Source organism: Sinomonas sp. R1AF57, from assembly GCF_002224485.1.
Lineage (GTDB): Bacteria > Actinomycetota > Actinomycetes > Actinomycetales > Micrococcaceae > Sinomonas > Sinomonas flava.
Genome location: NZ_CP022463.1, coordinates 161,010 through 178,109, shown reverse-complemented (window position 1 = coordinate 178,109; position 17,100 = coordinate 161,010). Strand labels below are relative to the sequence as shown.

The 17,100-nt window shown below is 69.4% G+C and carries 16 protein-coding genes; 1 reads left to right on the top strand and 15 read right to left on the bottom strand.

Annotated features, from left to right (window positions below; translation table 11 throughout):
* Nucleotides 1-59: 59 nt before the first annotated feature.
* The 8 genes from CGQ25_RS00900 to CGQ25_RS00865 form a co-directional block, all read right to left on the bottom strand.
* The gene (locus CGQ25_RS00900; protein WP_255405483.1) at nt 60-587 is read right to left on the bottom strand and encodes a gluconokinase; all 528 of its coding nucleotides are present in this window, start codon (nt 585-587) and stop codon (nt 60-62) included.
* Complete coding sequence (gene manD, locus CGQ25_RS00895) at nt 584-1,813, bottom strand: D-mannonate dehydratase ManD (protein ID WP_208711385.1); 1,230 nt, start codon at nt 1,811-1,813, stop codon at nt 584-586. The genes CGQ25_RS00900 and manD overlap by 4 nt, the downstream gene beginning before the upstream one ends.
* 124 nt (nt 1,814-1,937) lie before the next feature.
* The gene (locus CGQ25_RS00890) at nt 1,938-3,290 is read right to left on the bottom strand and encodes a mannitol dehydrogenase family protein (RefSeq protein WP_208711384.1); all 1,353 of its coding nucleotides are present in this window, start codon (nt 3,288-3,290) and stop codon (nt 1,938-1,940) included.
* A 12-nt stretch (nt 3,291-3,302) separates the two neighbouring features.
* Entirely contained in the window at nt 3,303-4,721 is a 1,419-nt protein-coding gene (gene uxaC, locus CGQ25_RS00885; RefSeq protein WP_208711383.1) for a glucuronate isomerase, read from the bottom strand.
* Nucleotides 4,722-4,754: 33 nt separating this feature from the next.
* Nucleotides 4,755-5,618: a sugar phosphate isomerase/epimerase gene (locus tag CGQ25_RS00880; protein WP_255405482.1), complete on the bottom strand. Its 864-nt coding sequence runs from the start codon at nt 5,616-5,618 to the stop codon at nt 4,755-4,757.
* A 1-nt stretch (nt 5,619) separates the two neighbouring features.
* Nucleotides 5,620-6,543, bottom strand: a complete 924-nt coding sequence (locus CGQ25_RS00875; RefSeq protein ID WP_208711382.1) for a carbohydrate ABC transporter permease — start codon at nt 6,541-6,543, stop codon at nt 5,620-5,622.
* Nucleotides 6,540-7,520 (bottom strand): carbohydrate ABC transporter permease, encoded by a 981-nt coding sequence (locus tag CGQ25_RS00870; RefSeq protein ID WP_369802262.1) that lies wholly within the window; start codon nt 7,518-7,520, stop codon nt 6,540-6,542. The genes CGQ25_RS00875 and CGQ25_RS00870 overlap by 4 nt, the downstream gene beginning before the upstream one ends.
* A gap of 4 nt (nt 7,521-7,524) precedes the next feature.
* Entirely contained in the window at nt 7,525-8,892 is a 1,368-nt protein-coding gene (locus tag CGQ25_RS00865) for an ABC transporter substrate-binding protein (protein ID WP_208711380.1), read from the bottom strand.
* A 146-nt stretch (nt 8,893-9,038) separates the two neighbouring features.
* On the opposite strand from CGQ25_RS00865, the gene CGQ25_RS00860 reads away from it, so the two are divergent.
* Nucleotides 9,039-10,070 (top strand): LacI family DNA-binding transcriptional regulator, encoded by a 1,032-nt coding sequence (locus CGQ25_RS00860; RefSeq protein ID WP_208711379.1) that lies wholly within the window; start codon nt 9,039-9,041, stop codon nt 10,068-10,070.
* Nucleotides 10,071-10,134: 64 nt separating this feature from the next.
* On the opposite strand, the gene CGQ25_RS00855 is transcribed toward CGQ25_RS00860, so the two are convergent.
* From CGQ25_RS00855 to CGQ25_RS00825, 7 genes are all read right to left on the bottom strand, one after another.
* On the bottom strand, nt 10,135-11,301 hold the full coding sequence (locus CGQ25_RS00855) for a Gfo/Idh/MocA family protein (RefSeq protein WP_208711378.1): 1,167 nt from the start codon (nt 11,299-11,301) through the stop codon (nt 10,135-10,137).
* 26 nt (nt 11,302-11,327) lie between these two features.
* On the bottom strand, nt 11,328-12,188 hold the full coding sequence (locus tag CGQ25_RS00850) for a sugar phosphate isomerase/epimerase (RefSeq protein WP_255405481.1): 861 nt from the start codon (nt 12,186-12,188) through the stop codon (nt 11,328-11,330).
* A gap of 110 nt (nt 12,189-12,298) precedes the next feature.
* On the bottom strand, nt 12,299-13,369 hold the full coding sequence (locus CGQ25_RS00845; RefSeq protein ID WP_208711377.1) for a Gfo/Idh/MocA family protein: 1,071 nt from the start codon (nt 13,367-13,369) through the stop codon (nt 12,299-12,301).
* Between the two features lie 58 nt (nt 13,370-13,427).
* Entirely contained in the window at nt 13,428-14,078 is a 651-nt protein-coding gene (locus CGQ25_RS00840) for a bifunctional 4-hydroxy-2-oxoglutarate aldolase/2-dehydro-3-deoxy-phosphogluconate aldolase (RefSeq protein ID WP_208711376.1), read from the bottom strand.
* A gap of 34 nt (nt 14,079-14,112) precedes the next feature.
* Nucleotides 14,113-15,258, bottom strand: coding sequence for a galactonate dehydratase (gene dgoD, locus CGQ25_RS00835; protein WP_208711375.1), 1,146 nt, complete (start codon nt 15,256-15,258; stop codon nt 14,113-14,115).
* Nucleotides 15,259-15,266: 8 nt separating this feature from the next.
* The gene (locus CGQ25_RS00830; RefSeq protein WP_208711374.1) at nt 15,267-16,139 is read right to left on the bottom strand and encodes a carbohydrate ABC transporter permease; all 873 of its coding nucleotides are present in this window, start codon (nt 16,137-16,139) and stop codon (nt 15,267-15,269) included.
* A 1-nt stretch (nt 16,140) separates the two neighbouring features.
* Nucleotides 16,141-17,088: a carbohydrate ABC transporter permease gene (locus tag CGQ25_RS00825; protein WP_255405480.1), complete on the bottom strand. Its 948-nt coding sequence runs from the start codon at nt 17,086-17,088 to the stop codon at nt 16,141-16,143.
* Nucleotides 17,089-17,100: the final 12 nt, after the last annotated feature.

The following is a 17,100-nucleotide window of genomic DNA, read 5'->3' as shown; positions in this document are numbered from 1 at the left end:
GTCACCTTCTGTGGGTCACGTGATGTGACTCTCAGGAGGTGACCTCCAGAAGGTGACCCCTAGACGGAGGCGCGGAGCCACTCTGCCGCCTCGTGGGCGATCTCGGCGGGCTGCTCGGCGATGTCGTAGACGGCTCCCCGCTCGTCCGGGCCCAGGTCTTCGAGGGTCGCGAGCTGCGACTCCAGGAGCGAGACGGGCATGAAGTGCTCGCTCCGCCGTGCCATGCGCTCGGCGAGCAGTTCGCGGCTGCCGTGCAGGTGCACGAAGGCGACCTCGGGGACCCTCGCCCGGATGATGTCCCGGTAGGAGCGCTTGAGCGCGCTGCAGCCGACCACCGTGGTCCCCTCCCCGGCGGCCAGGCGCTCGGCGACGGCGCGAAGCCACGGTGCGCGGTCGGCGTCGTCCAGCGGGATCCCCGCGGCCATCTTGGCGACGTTGGCCGCCGGGTGGAGGTCGTCGCCGTCGAAGAACTCACCGCCGAGCTCCTTCGCGAGGAGCTCGCCGACGGTGCTCTTGCCCGAGCCGGAGACACCCATGGCGATCACCCGGAACACGGGCTCAGCAGTGCCGGACACGTCGCGGGTCACCAATCGTGGACGGTGCCGTCGATGAGGCGGTTGTACGGCAGGTAGGCCTGCTGGTACGGGAACGAGTTCGCCGCCTCCTCGTTGAACTCGACGCCGAGTCCCGGCTTGTCGCCCGGGTGCAGGTAGCCGTCGGTGAACGTCATGGACTGCTCGAAGACGGTGTTGGTCTTCTCGGAGTGCTGCATGTACTCCTGGATGCCGTAGTTGTGGATCGCGAGGCCCACGTGCAGCTGCGCGGCGAAGCCGACCGGGGAGATGTCGGTAGGCCCGTGGAAGCCGGACTTGATCTGGTACTGCGCCGCGAAGTCCATGACCTTCTTCAGCGGCGAGATGCCGCCGAAGTGGGTGGAGGCTGCACGGACGTAGTCGATCAGCTGCTCCTTGATGAGCGTCTGGAAGTCCCACACGGTGTTGAAGATCTCGCCGGTGGCGAGCGGCGTCGTCGTGTGCTGGCGGACCAGGCGGAGGGCCTCCTGGTTCTCCGCAGGGGTGCAGTCCTCGAGCCAGAACAGGTCGTAGGGCTCGAGTGCCTTGCCGAGCTTGGCCGCCTGGATGGGAGTCATGCGGTGGTGGCCGTCGTGCAGGAGGGGGATCTCGGGGCCGAACTCGTTGCGGACGGCCTCGAAGACAGTGGGAAGGTGGCGCAGGTAGGCGCGCGTGTCCCAGTCCTCCTCCTGCGGGTAGGCGCCGCGGCCGGCCGGCTCGTAGTCGTAGCGCTCACCCGAGGACTGCGCCTGGGCGGCGACGCCGTAGACGGCCTTGATGCCCGGAATGGCGGTCTGGACGCGGATCGACTTGTAGCCGAGCTCGAGGTGCTCGCGGATGGAGTCGAAGAGCGAGGGGATGTCGGTGCCCGAGGCGTGGCCGTACGCCCGCAGCCCATTGCGCGACGCTCCGCCGAGGAGCTGGTAGACGGGCAGGCCGGCGACCTTGCCCTTGATGTCCCACAGGGCCATGTCCACGGCCGCGATCGCGGCCATCGTCACCGGGCCGCGGCGCCAGTACGAGGAGCGGTAGAGGAACTGCCACGTGTCCTCGATGCGATGCGGGTCCCGGCCTACGAGCAGCTGGGCGACATGCTCCTTGAGGTACGCGGCCACGGCGAGCTCGCGCCCGTTGAGCGTCGCATCGCCGATGCCCGTGATGCCCTCGTCGGTGGTGATCTTCAGGGTCACGAAGTTGCGCGTCGGGCTCGTCACGAAGACTTCGGCGGAGACGATCTTCATCGTCGCTTCCTTTCACTGCGGGGGCTACAGGGCTGCGTCAGCGTCAGCTGCTTTTTCCAGCCTAGAACGGCTGCAACAGGTATGGCAATCGGTTGCAGCAAATTGCCAACTTGATGCCGCCCTGTCAGGAGCGGGTCAACGAGCCCCGCAGGGCGTCGATGCGGTCCACGACGGGCGAATCGTCGACGAGCTCCGGGGCGACCAGCCCAAGGAGCGCCGCCGTCCGGTCCCGTCCTTCGAGGCCGACGGCAGCGAGGATCTGCTCCCTCTGCGGATCCTGGAAGTCGCCTCCGCTGCCCGCCGAGGCGGCGACGAAGTCCATCCACGCAGCAATCATGCGCGCCGCCGCCACTCCGCTGCGCCCGTCCGCCTGCTCCGCGGCCAGGACCGGGACCGCGCGCATGCGCAGCTTGGTCGTCCCGTCGGCAGCGATCTGGGCGAGGTGATGCGCGATCCGCGGATTGGCGAAGCGGTCCAGGAGCGCCTGCCGGTACGCCGGGACGCCCAGCTCCGGGAGCGTCAGGTGCCGCTCGGCCTCGTCCCAGAACGCCTCCATCGCCTCGCGGCACTCTGAATCCGCGAGCGCCTCGGCCACGGTCGCGTGGCCGCGGAGCTGGCCTGCGTAGGCCAGGAGCGAGTGCGCGCCGTTCAGGAGCCACAGCTTCCGGTTCTCGAACGCCTCGATGTCGTCGACGAACTGGGCACCGGCATCCTCCCAGCGGGGGCGGCCGGCGGGGAACTCGCCCGAGAGGATCCAGTTCGCGAACGGCTCGGCGACCACCGGGGACTCGTCCCGGTAGCCGCATTGGGCGGCCACCTCGGCGACGTCCTCCGGAGTCGTCCGCGGCGTGATCCTGTCCACGGACGTCCCCACGAAGCTCACATGCTCGCGGACCCAGCCCGCCAGGCCGACGTCGATCCCCTCCGCGATCCGGCACACGGCCGCCTCGGCGACCTCACCGTTGCCGGCCACGTTGTCGCAGCTCACGACGGCGATCGGCCCGGCTCCCGCGTCCCGGCGCGCCGCGAGGCCTCGCACGAGCCGCCCGAGGGGCGAGTCGGCGTCGTCCTTCTCGTAGACGGCCTCGGTGACGGTCAGGGTAACGATCGCGGTGCTGGGCGAGGAGAGGAGTTCGTTGAGCCGGGCGACGTCGGCGCCGTCGACCGCCTCGGCGATCGAGCCGACCACCTCGAACCGGTCGCCGTCGCCCCCGCGCTCGACGAGCGTGTAGAGCCCGTCCTGGGCGGCGAGCGTCACGGCCGCGTCGGGGCGGCGGCCCGTGAACGAGGCGATGCCCCACTCCGCGGCGTCCGAGGCGTGGGCGGTGAACCAGGCCTGGTGCGAGCGGTGGAACGCACCCAGCCCCAGGTGCACGATCCGCACCGGGGGCGCAGGCACGCCCTTGCGGCCGAGCAGCGGAAGCGGCTCCCCGGTCTGGGCCGCACCCTGCGGCGCGGCGGCGGTCTTCTCGGACATGGTCGTACTCCTCTACAGCTTGAAGACGCGGCGCGGCGATCCGTCGACGAGGTCGCGGATAATCTCGTGGGCCCGCGACTCGGTGATGCGGTGCTCGGCCACCAGGCGGGCGAGGAAGCTCGCATCCACGCGGCGGCTCATGTTGTGTCGGGCGGGGATCGAGCAGAAGGCGCGGGTGTCGTCGATGAAGCCGGACGTGCGGGTGAAGCCGGTCGTCTCGGTCACGGCGGAGCGGAACCGCTGGATCGAGTCGGGAGCGTCGAGGAACCACCACGGCGCGCCGACGTACACGGACGGGTAGAACCCGGCGAGCGGGGCTAGCTCCCGGCTGAACACGGTCTCGTCCAGCGTGAACAGGACGAGGTGGAAGTCCTTGGCCGTCCCGAAATCCTGCAGGAGCGGCCGGATGCCCTCGGTGTAGCCGATCGCGAACGGGATGTCGTGGCCGGTGTCCGCCCCGAACCTCTCGAAGGTCGCGGTGTGATGGTTGCGGAAGGAGCCGGGATGGACCGTCATGACGAGTCCGTCGTCGACGCTCATGCGGGCCATCTCGTACATCATGTGGCCCTCGAACGCGTCGCGGTCGGCAGCGGTGGCCTCGCCGCGGCGGGCCTTGGCGAACAGCGCCTCGGCCTCGCGGCGCTCGAGCTTGAGGGTGAGCGGCGTGCGGACGCCGTGGTCCGCGGAGACAGCCCCGCGCTCCACGAAGTACCGCCGGCGGTTCTCGAGGGCGCGCAGGTAGCCTGCATAGCCCTCGACGCCGTCGCCCGCCTCCGCGGTGATCCGGTCCACGCGCTCGGCCCACTCAGGGTGGGCGATGTTGAGGTACGGATCGGGCCGGAAGGTCGGCAGGACGCGCCCGGGGAACGTCTCGTCCTTGGCCAGGAGCGTGTGGGCCTCGAGCGAGTCGAGCGGGTCGTCGGTCGTGGCGAGGACCTCGATGCCGAAGTCCTTGAACAGCTGGCGCGGGCGGAACGACGGTTCTGCGAGCTTGGCCGCGATCGCGTCGTAGACGGCGTCCGCGGTGTCCGCCCCGAAGGAGTCCACCGTCTCGGCGGGCAGGCCGAAGACGTGCTCGAACTCGCTGCGGAGCCAGTAGCCGGAGGCTGTGCCGTCGAAGAGGGGCCACGCTTCGGCGAACTTCCGCCACGCGGTCCGTGAGTCGACCTCGGCGGTCCCGCCGACGCGCAGCTGGTCCAGCGGGGTGCCGTTGGCGTGGATGAGGCGGGTGACGTAGTGGTCCGGGCTCACGAGGAGTGCCGTCGGGTCGGGGAACGGCGTGTCCTCCGCGAGCATCTCAGCGGGGACGTGCCCGTGCGGGGAGATGATCGGAAGGTTCTCGACGTCGGCCAGCAGCTCCCGCGCGATCGCGCGGGTGCCCGGGTCGGCGGGGAGCAGGCGGTCCGGGTTGGCCGCGATCGACTCAGTCATGGTGCCTCTTCTTCTCGTTTCGTCGGCTGTGGGTCAGTTGGCCTCGACGCCCGCGCTCGCAAGGACCTTCGCGAAGGCCCGTGCGGCGACGCCGAACGCGTAGGGCCCGCTGAAGCCCCCGAGGGCGAAGCCCTCCGCCAGGTGCGGCTCGAGCGAGGCGAAGCCGGTGTACCCGCTGTCGCGCAGGGCCTCGACAGTGGCGAGCACCTCGCCGTCGCCCTCGCCGGCCGGGACCACGCTGCCATCGGCGAACAGGGCGTCCTTCACCTGGAGGTAGGCCACATGGGGGCGCAGGAGCTCGTAGCCCTGCGTGAAGGGCTTGACGCCCACCTGGACGAAGTTCGCCGGGTCCCACGCGAGCTTGAGCGCGGGTGAGTCCACGGCCGTGACGAGGTCATGGACGCGCTCGGGGATGTCCCCGAAGATGTCCTTCTCGTTCTCGTGCACAAGCGTGACGCCCGTGCCCTCGGCACGACGGGCGAGCGCCGTCATGCGTTCGATGACCGCGTCACGGACCTCCTCGGGGGCTTTGCCCTCGTAGTAGAAGGAGAAGATGCGGATGTAGGGCGCGGCGAGGACCTCGGCGGCGCGGAGGGCCCGCCCGAGGCGCTCGACCTCGTGGTCGACCGGGAGCGCGACGTCGACCTTGCCGATCGGGGAGGCGATCGCGGAGACCTTCAGACCCGCCTCGTCGAGGACGGACTTCAGCTCGGCGAGCTGCTCCTCGGACAGGTCCACGATGTTGGTGCCCCACGCGCTGCGGACCTCGATGTGGCTCGCGCCGAGGGCCCGCATGACGGCCGCCTGGACGCGGGGGTCGGCGTCGATCTCGTCGCCGAAGCCGGAGAGGTCCCAGCGGACGGTGCCGGTCGGTGCGGTGGCGGATGGTTCGGTCACGTCACTTCACTCCCCCGGCGGTCAGCCCGCCGACTAGATAGCGCTGGAAGAACAGGTACAGGAGCACGACGGGCGCGGCGCACACGAGGGCGCTCGCCATCATCTGGCCGTAGTACGGGACGGCACCGCTCTCGGTGCTCGTGGCGAAGATCTGCAGCGCCACTGCCGCGGTCTGGGTCTCGGGCCGGGTCATGACCGAGGCGAAGAGCACGTCGTTCCACCCGAGCAGGAACGCGAAGATGGCGGAGACGATGATGCCGGGCCAGCTCAGTGGAAGGATGATCTTCGTCAGGATGCCCATGTTGCTCGCGCCGTCGATCCTCGCCGCCTCTTCGAGCTCGCGCGGGAGCCCGCGCAGGTAGGTGACCATGACCCACGTGGAGAACGGCAGCGCGAACGTGAGGTACGTGAGGAAGAGGCCCCAGTAGGTTCCGATGATCTGGATCCCGAGCGCCGTCGCCGCGGAGGCGTACAGGACGAACACCGGGAGCACGAGGAGCGTGCCCGGGATGCTCTGGAGGCCCAGGAGGCCGCGGAGCATCGTGAGCCGCCCCCGGAACTCGTACCGGACCAGGACGTACGCGGTGGCGACGGCGAGCATCGCCGAGACGACGGCCGTGAGGCCCGCGACGATCACCGAGTTCATCAGCCCGTTCGCGAGGCCGACGCTCGTCCAGATCTTCGCGTAGTTCTCCAGGCTGAACGTCTCGGGCCAGAAGTCCCCGCGCGCCACGCTGAGGTCGTTGTTGAGCGAGGCGAGGAACACGTAGAGCATCGGGACGAGGATGAACGCGCACAGGGCGGCGACCACGAACGCGAGCAGCCACGTGGGCAGCAGACGCGTGACCTCGCTCTGCTGGCGCGAACCGGGCCGGTCGACTGTGTGGGGCGCCCCGATGGCGGGGACGTCGAGGGTGGCGCTCACTTGCGGCCTCCGCTCTCGCCGTCGTCGAGCCGGACGGCGCGCAGGTAGATGAACAGGGGGATGGCGATGAGGACCAGCGAGACGACCGCCATCGCGGCTGAGAGCCCAAAGCGGAAGCTCTGGAAGCTTGTCACGTAGGTCAGGATCGGCAGGACCTCGATGTCGTGGGGGGCGGGGATGCCGAAGAGCACGAACGGGAGGGTGAAGTTGTTGATGTGGTGCAGCATCCCGATGAGGAACGCGAGCGAGAGGGGGCCCTTGAGGTAGGGGAAGACCACGTAGCGGAGCTTCTTCCACCACAGCGCGCCATCGAGGGCCGCCGCCTCGTGCACCTCGTGGTCCACGGACTGGAGTCCGGCGAGGGCCAGGAGGTAGATGAACGGCCAGGACGCCCAGATCTGGACGAAGACGAGGGCCCAGTAGGTGTTGGGCCCATTGAGCCACAGGCCCGCCTCGATGCCCACGCCGTGGAGCGCGTTGTCCACCACGCTGCCCGGCTGGAACATCGTCCGCCACACCGTGGCGACCACGAACGTCGGCAGGACGTAGGGGACCAGGAAGATCGAGCGGATGACGGCGCGTCCGCGGAAGGAATTCTGGGTGGCGACGGCGGCCGCGACGCCGAGCGGGACCGTTACGACCATCGCGATGAGCGAGTACGAGAGGCTGAGCCAGACCGAGCGCAGCAGGCCCGACTGCGTGATGGCCTCGATGTAGTTCTCGATGCCGATGAACGGCGCCGAGAGCCACTTGCGCAGCGAGTACTGGTCGAGGTCCAGGAGGGACATCCACACGCCCAGGACCATCGGGACGATGATGACGATGGCCATGAGCACGCCGCCCGGGATGAGCATCCAGAGGGGGCGGTTGCGGCGCGACAGGCCCTTGCGGGCTGCGGGATCTGGGGCGGGGCCCCTGCCCGTCGCGTGCGCGGCGGGCAGGGGTCGCTTGATGGATTCGGTGGACATGGCGGTCACCCAGTCACTGCTTCCCGGCGCGGTCGAGGGAGGACTGCGCCTTGTCCTGGGCGTCCTTGAGGCGCTGGTTCAGCGTGGCCTCCGGCACGTTGCCGGCCGCGAGGTCAGGAACGCTCTGGACTGTGACGTTCAGGAGGGCCAGCTGGATGTCGCCCCACGCGCCGGTGAACGGGGTGGCGAATGACTTCTCAGCGGCTTCGGTGATGGCGGCCATGTGCGGGGCGCTCGAGAGCGACTTGAGGCCCTCGGCGTTGGCGGGGAGATCGCCGAACGTCTTCTGGTAGTTCAGCTGCTCGTCCTTCGAGGTCACCATCTCCATGTAGGCGTAGGCGAGGTCCTTGTTCTTCGAGTAGTCCGCGACCACCATGTTGTCGCCCGAGAGGATCGACGCGGCGGGGGTGCCGCCGTCCTTCGGCGAGGAGTCCCCGGGGGCCGCGACCGGCATGATCGCGTACTCGTACTTGTCCTTGAGCGGGGACTTGTCGAGCGTCGGGATGGAGTTGGACGTGGTCATCGGGAAGAAGGCGGCCTTGCCGGCGGCGAACTCCGCGAGCGCCTGGCTGTTGCTCCAGCCCACGGCCGCGGGGTTGACGACCTTGTCCTTCGTCACCCAGCCGAAGTAGGTCTCATAGGCCTTCTTCATGGCCGGGTCATCGAGCTTGGCCTTGTCGCCGTCGACGATCTTGTTGCCCGCCTGGACCGACATCGCCCACACGAACTTCCACGGGTCGAAGTTGTCCTTGTAGGCGACGGCGAGACCGTACTGGCCCTTCGAGGCGTCAGTGGCCTTCTTGGCCTGCTCGAGGAGCCCGTCCCACGTGGTCGCAGGCTTGTCGATGCCGGCTGCCGCGATGATGTCCTTGTTGTAGGCCATGACGAACGGGCGTGAGACGAACGGGACGCCGAAGAGCTTCTTGTCGCTCGGCCCCGAGATCCCGAGGGTGGCCTTGTTGAAGCGGTCCTTGCCGCCGATCTTCTTCCATTCGTCGTCGCCGAGCTGCACGAAGGCGCCCGTGGCGACGGCGGTCGGGGTGAAGGTGGTCCCGAGGGAGTAGACGTCCGGGCCTTGGCCGGACACGACCGACGTCTGGATGCGCTGGAGTTCCTCGTTGGCGGAGGTGAAGGTCTCGTACTTCAGGTCCGCGCCAGTCTTGGCCTTGAACTTCGTGGCCATGTCCGAGAACCACTGCTTCTGCTGATCCGGGTAGAGCGTGTTGGTGTTGACGAGGACGCTGAGGGTCTTGCCCTTCCCGTCGACAGCGGCGGGACTCCCGCTGTCCCCCGACGACGACGACCCCGCCCCGCACGCAGCCAGTGCGAGGGCTGCGAGCGTGGCCAGCGAGGCCACCTTGGCTGTGGTTCGGATTCGCATGTGTCTCCTCCTTGAGTACGGTGCGAGCCGTTGGCGACTGTGATCCTGCTCACGGCCCATCGCCACATGCCCTTGAGTCTAGGAACGGAAAATCCGCAACGGCAAGCGATTGCCAAAATTTGCCAGCACCGGTCACAATGGATGCCATGACCGCCTCGTCCGCTCCGCCCGCGTCCTCCGACCCGGAGCGCCTGCCCACGATCCGCGACATCGCTGAGCGCGCCGGCGTCGCGACGTCGACCGTCTCGCGGGCGCTGTCGAACCCCCAGCGGGTCAACGCCCGCACGCGGGAGCGGATCGAGAAGATCGCGGCCGAGCTCCACTACGTCCCAAGCTCCCAGGCCCGCGGGCTCAGCTCGGGGAGGACCGGCGCCATCGCGGTGCTGGTCCCCGACGTGACCAACCCGTTCTACTTCGACATCATCCGGGGCACGCAGAACCAGCTCAAAGCGTCGGGGTACACCCAGCTGCTCGTCGACACCGAGGAGGCGACCGACGTCGAGCTCGAGGCGCTGCGCAGGCTCCGCCGAACGGCGGACGGGATCATCCTCGCGGCGTCGCGCCTCACGGATGCGCAGCTCGCCGAGGCCGCCCGCCAGCAGCCGCTCGTCACGATCAACCGGGCGACGGCGGACGCGCCCACCGTGCTCATCGACACACCGGGCGCCATGGTGCAGGCCCTAGAGCACCTCGCCTCGCTGGGCCACAGCAAGGTGACCTACGTGGGCGGCCCTACCAGTTCCTGGTCGACCCACCGGCGGTGGAAGGCCATCGAGGAGGCGGCCTCGCGGCGCGGCATGGAAGTGACGCGGATCGGCCCCTACTCTCCCAAGACGTCGTCCGGCGCGGCTGCTGCCGACGCCGCGCTGCGCACGGGTGCGACCGCGCTCATCGCCTTCAACGACCTCATCGCGATCGGCATGCTCCAGCGCTTCCGTGAGCGCGGCGTGCGCGTCCCCGAGGACGTGAGCATCGTGGGCTGCGACGACATCTTCGGCGCGGACTTCTGCAACCCTCCCCTGACCACGATCGCGTCGCCGATCGAACAGGCGGGCCGCACTGCGGTGTCGATGCTCCTCGCCCAGCTCGACCCGCTCCGCGGTGGCATGCCGCGCAAGCTCGCCGTCATGCCCACGCACCTGCAGATCCGGGCATCGACCGGCCCCGCGAAGGCCTGAGGGCTTCGCGGGGCCGGTCGGGCCGGGCCGTCCCGGCTGGCCGGCGGTCAGGCCGGCCTGGCGGTCAGTGCTGCTGGGGGAACTTGCCTTCTTCGGCGATCTTCTTGTTCAGCTCGGCCAGGAACTCGTCCTCGTCGAAGTCCATAGGGACCTCCCTGCCGGTCCACGCCGAGAGGTGGATCGCGTTGGCCAGCCGGACGCCGAGGATGCCGTCGCTTCCCGGCGCGATGAGGGGCGTGCCGTCGAGGATGTTCGCGGCGAAGTTCTCCAGGACGGCCGCGTGCTGGCCGCCCCACGCGGTGTCGAACTCGAGAGTCTCCTGCGTGTAGTACTCGTCCGGGTCGAACTGGTCGCTGGTCATCTTCCAGATCTCCTCGGGCGGGATGCCCGCGCTCACCTCCTGCTCGGAGTGGCGGAAACGGGTGACGACGGCGGTCGTGGAGCCGTCGACGACGATCTTGCCCTTGTCCCCGGAGATCTCGAACCGGTCGGTGCCGACGAGTTCGTGGGTCGCGGTGGTGAAGGTCCCGGTCGCACCCCCGCCGTAGTCGACGACGGCGACGACCTCGTCCTCGACGTCGATCGCCCGGCGGAAGCCGAAGGCTGCCTTCGCGAAGACCTTCTGCGGCACGCCGCAGATCCACTGCCACAGGTCGAGCTGGTGCGGGGCCTGGTTGACCAGCACCCCTCCGCCCTCGCCGCCCCACGTGGCCCGCCAGGCGCTCTGGTCGTAGTACGCCTGCGGCCGGTACCAGGTGGTGATGATCCAGTTCGTGCGGCGGATCGCGCCGATCTCACCGGAATCCACGATCTCCTTGAGCCGGCGGTACAGCGGATTGGTGCGCTGGTTGAACATGATCGCGAACGTCAGCTCGGGCTTCGAGGCGGCGAACTCGTTGAGCTCGCGGACCTGCTTCGTGTAGACGCCCGCGGGCTTCTCCACGAGCACGTGGAGGCCCCGCTCGAGCGCCTGGATCCCCATGACGGGGTGGAGGTAGTGGGGCACGGTCGTGACGACGGCCTCGACCTCGCCGGAGTCGAGCATCGACAGATGGTCCTCGAACAGCGTGACGCCCTGATGCTGCTGGGCGGCGAGGTCGCGCCGGGCGGGGTCGGTGTCAGCGATGGCCGTGACCTCGATGTTGCCCACGCGCCCGTCGGCGACAAGCCTCGCGTACTGGCTGCCCTGATTGCCGAACCCGATGATCCCGAGGCGGACTTTCCTGCTCATGCTGCGTGTCTCCTTGTCGGTGCGGATCAGAAGAGGTCGCCGAAGCCGAGGGCGACGAGGTTGTCGTGGGAGGTGGTCAGGGCCTCGAAGACCGTGCGCCCGTAGAGCAGGTCCTGCTCGACCAGGAGGTAGCGGGCGCCGGCGTCGATGGCGACGGGCACGATCGCGGCGAAGTCCAGGTTCCCCTCGCCCACCTCGGCGAACTGGACCACATCCTTGAAGTGGTTCTGGAAGGCGGCGGAGTCGCCGGATTCGTAGGCGGCGATGCCCTCCTCGGACAGGGCGCCGATCCGGTAGTCCTTCAGGTGCACCATCGCGGTGCGGCCAGCGTACTTCTGCAGCGTCCGCACGGGGTCGAGGCCGCCGCGCTGGACCCAGTGGACGTCCACCTCGAGCCCGAGGCTGGGGGCCTCCTCGGCGAGAATGTCCATCACGTAGCGGCCGCCCATCCTGGCGAAGTCGACATGGTGGTTGTGGTAGTACAGGGTGACGCCGTGGTCTGCGAGCGCCTGCGCGGCCTTCTCCACGCGCTTGGCGTAGTCGACAACCCGCCCCTCGCTGCGCAGCTCGGACATGGGGAGCATGCCGATCCGCAGCATGTCCGTCCCGAGCCGCGCGCAGTCCTCCGCCGCGCGCTCGACATCGGAGGCGAGTGGGTACGGCGTCGCACCCGTCTCGCCGTCGAGCTGGGCGGAGAGCGCCGCGAACTCGATGCCGAGCTCCCCGCGCGAGCGTTCGAGCTCGGCGACGTTCTCCCGGTCCATCGGGATCTGGGACACCTCCACAGCGCGGTATCCGATGTCCGCGATCTTGCGGAGGGTCTCGAAGGGGCCGATGTCCGCGAAGCTCTCCTTGAGCATCATTGCCTGCACGCCGATCGTGGCCATGGTTCTCCTCAATCGCTCTCATCTGCCGCCACAGTGGCGGCGGTCACACGTGCATCCACTCTAGGCACGGGCAGCAACGCACGGTAAACGTTTGCCAAGAGTTGCCGGATTCAGACCCACTCGCCGTGGGGGTACGAGCGCGCGTACACGTCCTTGATGAGCCGCAGGGAGGCAGTCGCCTCCTCGGCGCCGATCCAGAAGCGCTCGCCTGCCGCCAGCGCCCGGTAGAAGTCGGCGATGAGGAGCTGGTGCGAGGCTCCCCAGTAGCTGCGCTCTCCCGGGAGCACCCCGGTCTCCTCGACGACCTCCACTCGCCCGTCCGCATGCCGCACGGTGAGGGCGCCTCGGACGGACAGCTCCGCCCGCTCGGTCTGGATGTCGAGGGTCACGGGCGCGTTGACGGCGTTCGCGTTGGTGGCGAAGAAGACGCTGTGGACGGCGGCGCCGTCGTGCGCGGCATGCTCGAGGAGGATGTCCGCGGTGTCCTCGACCTCGATGATCCCCTTCAGGGCGCGCGTCGAGGCGCGCCCGTCCACCACCCGCGCCGGCCCCACGAGCCACTGCAGGAGGTCGAGGGTGTGGATGGCCTGGTTCATCAGGAGCCCGCCGCCGCTGCCGGACCACGTGCCCCGCCACGGGCGCGCCTCGTAGTAGGACGGCGGCCGGTGCCACATGACTGTGGCCTGGGCCCCGAGGATGCGGCCGAGGCCCCCGTCTCGCGCGAGCCTGCGCAGGGCCACCACCGGGGCGTTGTAGCGGTTCTGGAAGCACACCCCGAGCTGCGTGCCGGCGTCCGCCCATGCGCGGTCTGACGCCGAGATGAGCGCCTCTGCGTCGCTGAGGGTGTGCGCGACCGGCTTCTCTGTCAGGACGTGCACGCCGGCGGCGAGTGCCTGCTCGGCGAGAGCTGCGTGGTCGCCATGGGGGGTGCAGAGGTGCACGACGTCGACCGCCCCCTCCGCGAGCAGCTCGCTGAGACCCGCGAAGGCGGGGACGCCGTGCGCCTCGGCCGCTGCCCGGCGGCGCCCCGGGTCGCGGTCGACGACGGCGGCGAGCCTCGCGTGCCCGCTCTCGGCCAGTGCGGTGATCGCCGCGATGTGCTGGGCTGAGATGTCCCCGCACCCGACGACGGCGGAGCGGAGGGACTCGGACGGGGACGGGGGAGGCGCGTCAGTGGGCATGGCACCACGCTAGTGACGCGGAGCACGCAGAGGCAACCGTTTGCCGTCCGGTGCCGTGTCAGGCCCCGTCGAGTTCCGCGGCGGCGGCCACGAAGGCCCGGGCCCGCTCCGCGAGCGCCCCCGGGTCGCCGCCCTTGGCGCCGTCGCCCACGAGGGGTCCGCCCGCGCCGATGCCGAGCGCCCCGGCCGCGACGTACTTCGGGAGCTCGGCCAGCCCCATGCCGCCGACCGCCAGGAAGGGGATCTGCGGGAACGGGTCAGCGAGTGCCTTCAGGTACCCCGGGCCCACCGCGGAGGCCGGGAACAGCTTGACCGCAGCCGCTCCCTGGCGCCACGCCTCGTACGCCTCCGTGGCCGTGAAGGCACCGGCGAGCACCGGGATGCCCCGGTCCACCGCGTGGGCGACGGACGCCGAGACGCTCGGCGTGACGATGAACGACGCCCCTGCGGCAGCGACCACGTCCACGTCCTGCGGGGTCATGACGGTCCCGGCGCCGAGATAGGAGCCCTTGGGAACGCTGGGCGCGACGGCGGCGATCGCCGACGGCGTCTCCGGCGTCGTCATGGCGATCTCCACGAGCCGGATGCCCTCCCGGAAGAGGATGCGGGCGGCGTCGGCGGCGTGCTCGGCGGAGTCCCCCCGCACGACGGCGACGATCCGGCTGGTGCGGACAGCGTCCAGGAGCGTGGGGATGTCCAGGGTCGTCATGGGCGCCTTTCGCAGGAGGTCAGGGGGCAGCAGGTCACCATTCGGCGAACGCCCCGTCCGGGTGCCGCCACACCGGCCCGCGCCACGCATGGCCGCGGCGGTCTGCGTCGCGCACGGCGGCCTCATCGATCTCGAGGCCCAGGCCAGAGCCCGTCAGCCGCTCGATGGAACCGTCCACGAAGCGCAGCGGGGTCTTGTCGAGCACATAGTCCAGGACCTCGGCGCCCTGGTTGTAGTGGATGCCGATGCTCTGCTCCTGGATCAGGTAGTTCGGCGTCGAGAAGCCGACCTGGAGGCAGGCCGCGAGCGCGATGGGCCCGAGCGGGCAGTGCGGGGCGAGCTGGACGTCGAACGTCTCCGCGAGTGCCGCGATCTTGCGCACCTCGGTGATCCCGCCCGCGTGGCTCAGGTCCGGCTGCGCGACCGCGATCCCCGCCTGCAGTACGGGGAGGAACTCCTGCCGCGAGTACAGTCGCTCCCCCGTGGCCACGGGGATCGTGGTCGACTCGGTGAGCCGGCCGATGAGGTGCGAGTTCTCCGGGACCACGGGTTCTTCGAGGAAGAACGGGTGGAGTTCGTCCAGGAGCGAGGCGACCCGGCGGGCGGTCGCGAGGGTGAAGCGCCCGTGGAAGTCGACCGCGACATCGCGGTCCGGGCCGAGCACCTCGCGGGCCGCGGCAACCCGCCGAACCACCCCGTCGAGCTCGGAGACGCTCCCGTGCGGCGACATCTTCCCGGACGCGTTCATCTTGACAGCGGTGAGGCCCACCTCGAGCTGGGCTGCGATCTGGTCCGCGACCTCGTCCGGCTCGTCGCCGCCCACCCAGCCGTAGACGCGGATGCGGTCCCGGACGGGACCCCCGAGGAGCTGGTGGACCGGCGCGTCGAAGTGCTTGCCCGCGATGTCCCACAGGGCCTGGTCGAGTCCCGCGACGGCGCTGGCGAGGATGGGGCCTCCGCGGTAGAAGGAGCCCTTGGTGAGCACCTGCCAGTGGTCCTCGATGCGCAGGGGGTCCTCGCCGAGGAGGAGCTCGGAGAGCTGGTCGACAGCGGTGCGGACCGTCTCGGAGCGGCCCTCGCAGGTCGCCTCGCCCCACCCGACGATCCCGGTGTCCGTCTCGAGGCGGACGAAGAGCCAGCGGGGAGGGACGAGGAAAGTCTCGATGCGTGTGATCTTCATGTGCCTCCTCAGCCCTTCGTCGCGCCGGCGGTGAGGCCCGAGACGATGTAGCGCTGGGCGAAGAGCGCGATCACCATGATCGGAAGCGTCACGACGGTGGCGGCTGCCATGAGGCCGCCCCAGTCGATGCTCGCGTACGAGACGAAGTCGAAGATCGCCACGGGCAGGGTCTTGGTCTTCGCGCCCGAGAGCACGAGGGCGAACATGAAGTTGTTCCACGAGAAGATGAAGGCGAGGATCCCCGCGGTTGCCATGCCCGCCACGGAGAGCGGCAGGGTAATCCTCCGGAAGGCGCCGATGGGCGTGAGCCCGTCCACCTGCGCCGACTCCTCGAGCTCGAGGGGCATCGAGTCGAAGTAGCCCATCATGATGTACACGATGAGCGGCAGGGCCACGAACATGTGGCTGAGGATGAGGACCTCGAACCCGCCGACCATGCGCAGGTTGGAGAACACGTAGTACCAGGGCACGAGGAGCGAAACACCTGGGATGACGCGGGCCATGAGCACCACGAGCGCGGAGCGGTGCATCGTGAAGCGGCTCATCGAATAGGCCGCGGGCACGCCGAGGACGAGCGAGAGCACCGTGGAGACGAACGCGACCCAGAAGCTGTTCGCGACGAAGATGAAGTAGTTGTTGCGGGTGAGGACGTTGACGTAGTTCTCGAGCGTGGGCTCGAACAGGATCGACTTGGACGGGTCGTAGATGTCCACGTTGGTCTTCAGTGACGCCAGGACCATCCACACGAGGGGAAGGATGAGCGCGACCACTGTCGCGATGAGGGCCACGACCCTGAACGTCGGGTACACGCGGGTCGAGGCCGGCTTGCGGCGGCGGGCGGGCGTCGCGCCCGAGGCGGGGAGCGCCGTCGTGCGTTCCATCTCAGGACTCCTTCTTCTTGCGGCCGGTGAGGGCCCACATGACGCCGATGATGAGGAGGAAGAACAGGATCAGCACGGTGGAGGAGACACCGTACTGGTTGTAGTCGAACGAGAGGCCGTAGGCGTAGACGTTGAGCGTCTCGACCTCGTTGAACGACCCGCCGCCCTTGCCCTTGGTCGCGTAGAGGATGTCGAAGGTCTTGAGCGCGTCGATGCCGCGCAGGAGGATCGCCACGACCACCGTGGGCATCATGAGCGGCAGGGTGACAAACCAGAACCGCTGCCACGTGCTCGCGCCGTCGATCTTCGCGGCCTCCTGCGGCTCGTCGGAGAGGGACGTGAGGCCCGCGAGGAGGATGAGCGCGACCATCGGCGTCCACTGCCACACATCGATGAACATCGTGGTCCAGAGCGCCGACTCCTGGCCCGCGAGCCACGGCTGGGGCGGGATGCCGAACCAGCCGAGCGCCTGGTTGGCGAAGCCGATGTTCGGGTCGAAGATGAGCCGCCACATCATGCCGACGGCCACCGGAGTCGCCACAAGCGGGAGCAGGACGGCGACGCGGACCCAGCGCTCGCCCCGGAAAGGACGCCACAGCAGGAGTGCGATGCACATGCCGAGGACCACCTCGAACACGAGCACGACCCCGGTGAACAGCACCGTGCGGCCCACGGCCGGCCAGAAGCGGGCGGTGTCGGTCAGGACCGTGAGGTAGTTCTTCAGGCCGACGAAATCGGCCGCCGCCCGCACAGACCCGCGGGCGTCCGTCAGAGACAGGTACGCGGTCCAGACGAGCGGGACGACGATGAGGATGGCCACGAAGGCCATGGCGGGTGCCGCGAAGAGCCACTTGCGGTGGCGGTTGGCCCACGTGGAGAAGGCCGAGGTGGGCCGGGGCCGCAGTGGCGGGGCGTTGGTGAGGTCCGGGTCGATGGTCGTGGAAGCCATGAGTTACCTTGC

Coding starts and splice junctions, on each gene's coding strand:
- dgoD (WP_208711375.1), bottom strand. CDS start 15,258: ATGAAGATCACACGCATCGAGACTTTCCTCGTCCCTCCCCGCTGGCTC.
- manD (WP_208711385.1), bottom strand. CDS start 1,813: ATGAAGATCGTCTCCGCCGAAGTCTTCGTGACGAGCCCGACGCGCAAC.
- CGQ25_RS00850 (WP_255405481.1), bottom strand. CDS start 12,188: ATGGCCACGATCGGCGTGCAGGCAATGATGCTCAAGGAGAGCTTCGCG.
- uxaC (WP_208711383.1), bottom strand. CDS start 4,721: ATGACTGAGTCGATCGCGGCCAACCCGGACCGCCTGCTCCCCGCCGAC.
- CGQ25_RS00860 (WP_208711379.1), top strand. CDS start 9,039: ATGACCGCCTCGTCCGCTCCGCCCGCGTCCTCCGACCCGGAGCGCCTG.
- CGQ25_RS00845 (WP_208711377.1), bottom strand. CDS start 13,369: ATGCCCACTGACGCGCCTCCCCCGTCCCCGTCCGAGTCCCTCCGCTCC.
- CGQ25_RS00890 (WP_208711384.1), bottom strand. CDS start 3,290: ATGTCCGAGAAGACCGCCGCCGCGCCGCAGGGTGCGGCCCAGACCGGG.
- CGQ25_RS00840 (WP_208711376.1), bottom strand. CDS start 14,078: ATGACGACCCTGGACATCCCCACGCTCCTGGACGCTGTCCGCACCAGC.
- CGQ25_RS00830 (WP_208711374.1), bottom strand. CDS start 16,139: ATGGAACGCACGACGGCGCTCCCCGCCTCGGGCGCGACGCCCGCCCGC.
- CGQ25_RS00855 (WP_208711378.1), bottom strand. CDS start 11,301: ATGAGCAGGAAAGTCCGCCTCGGGATCATCGGGTTCGGCAATCAGGGC.
- CGQ25_RS00865 (WP_208711380.1), bottom strand. CDS start 8,892: ATGCGAATCCGAACCACAGCCAAGGTGGCCTCGCTGGCCACGCTCGCA.
- CGQ25_RS00825 (WP_255405480.1), bottom strand. CDS start 17,088: ATGGCTTCCACGACCATCGACCCGGACCTCACCAACGCCCCGCCACTG.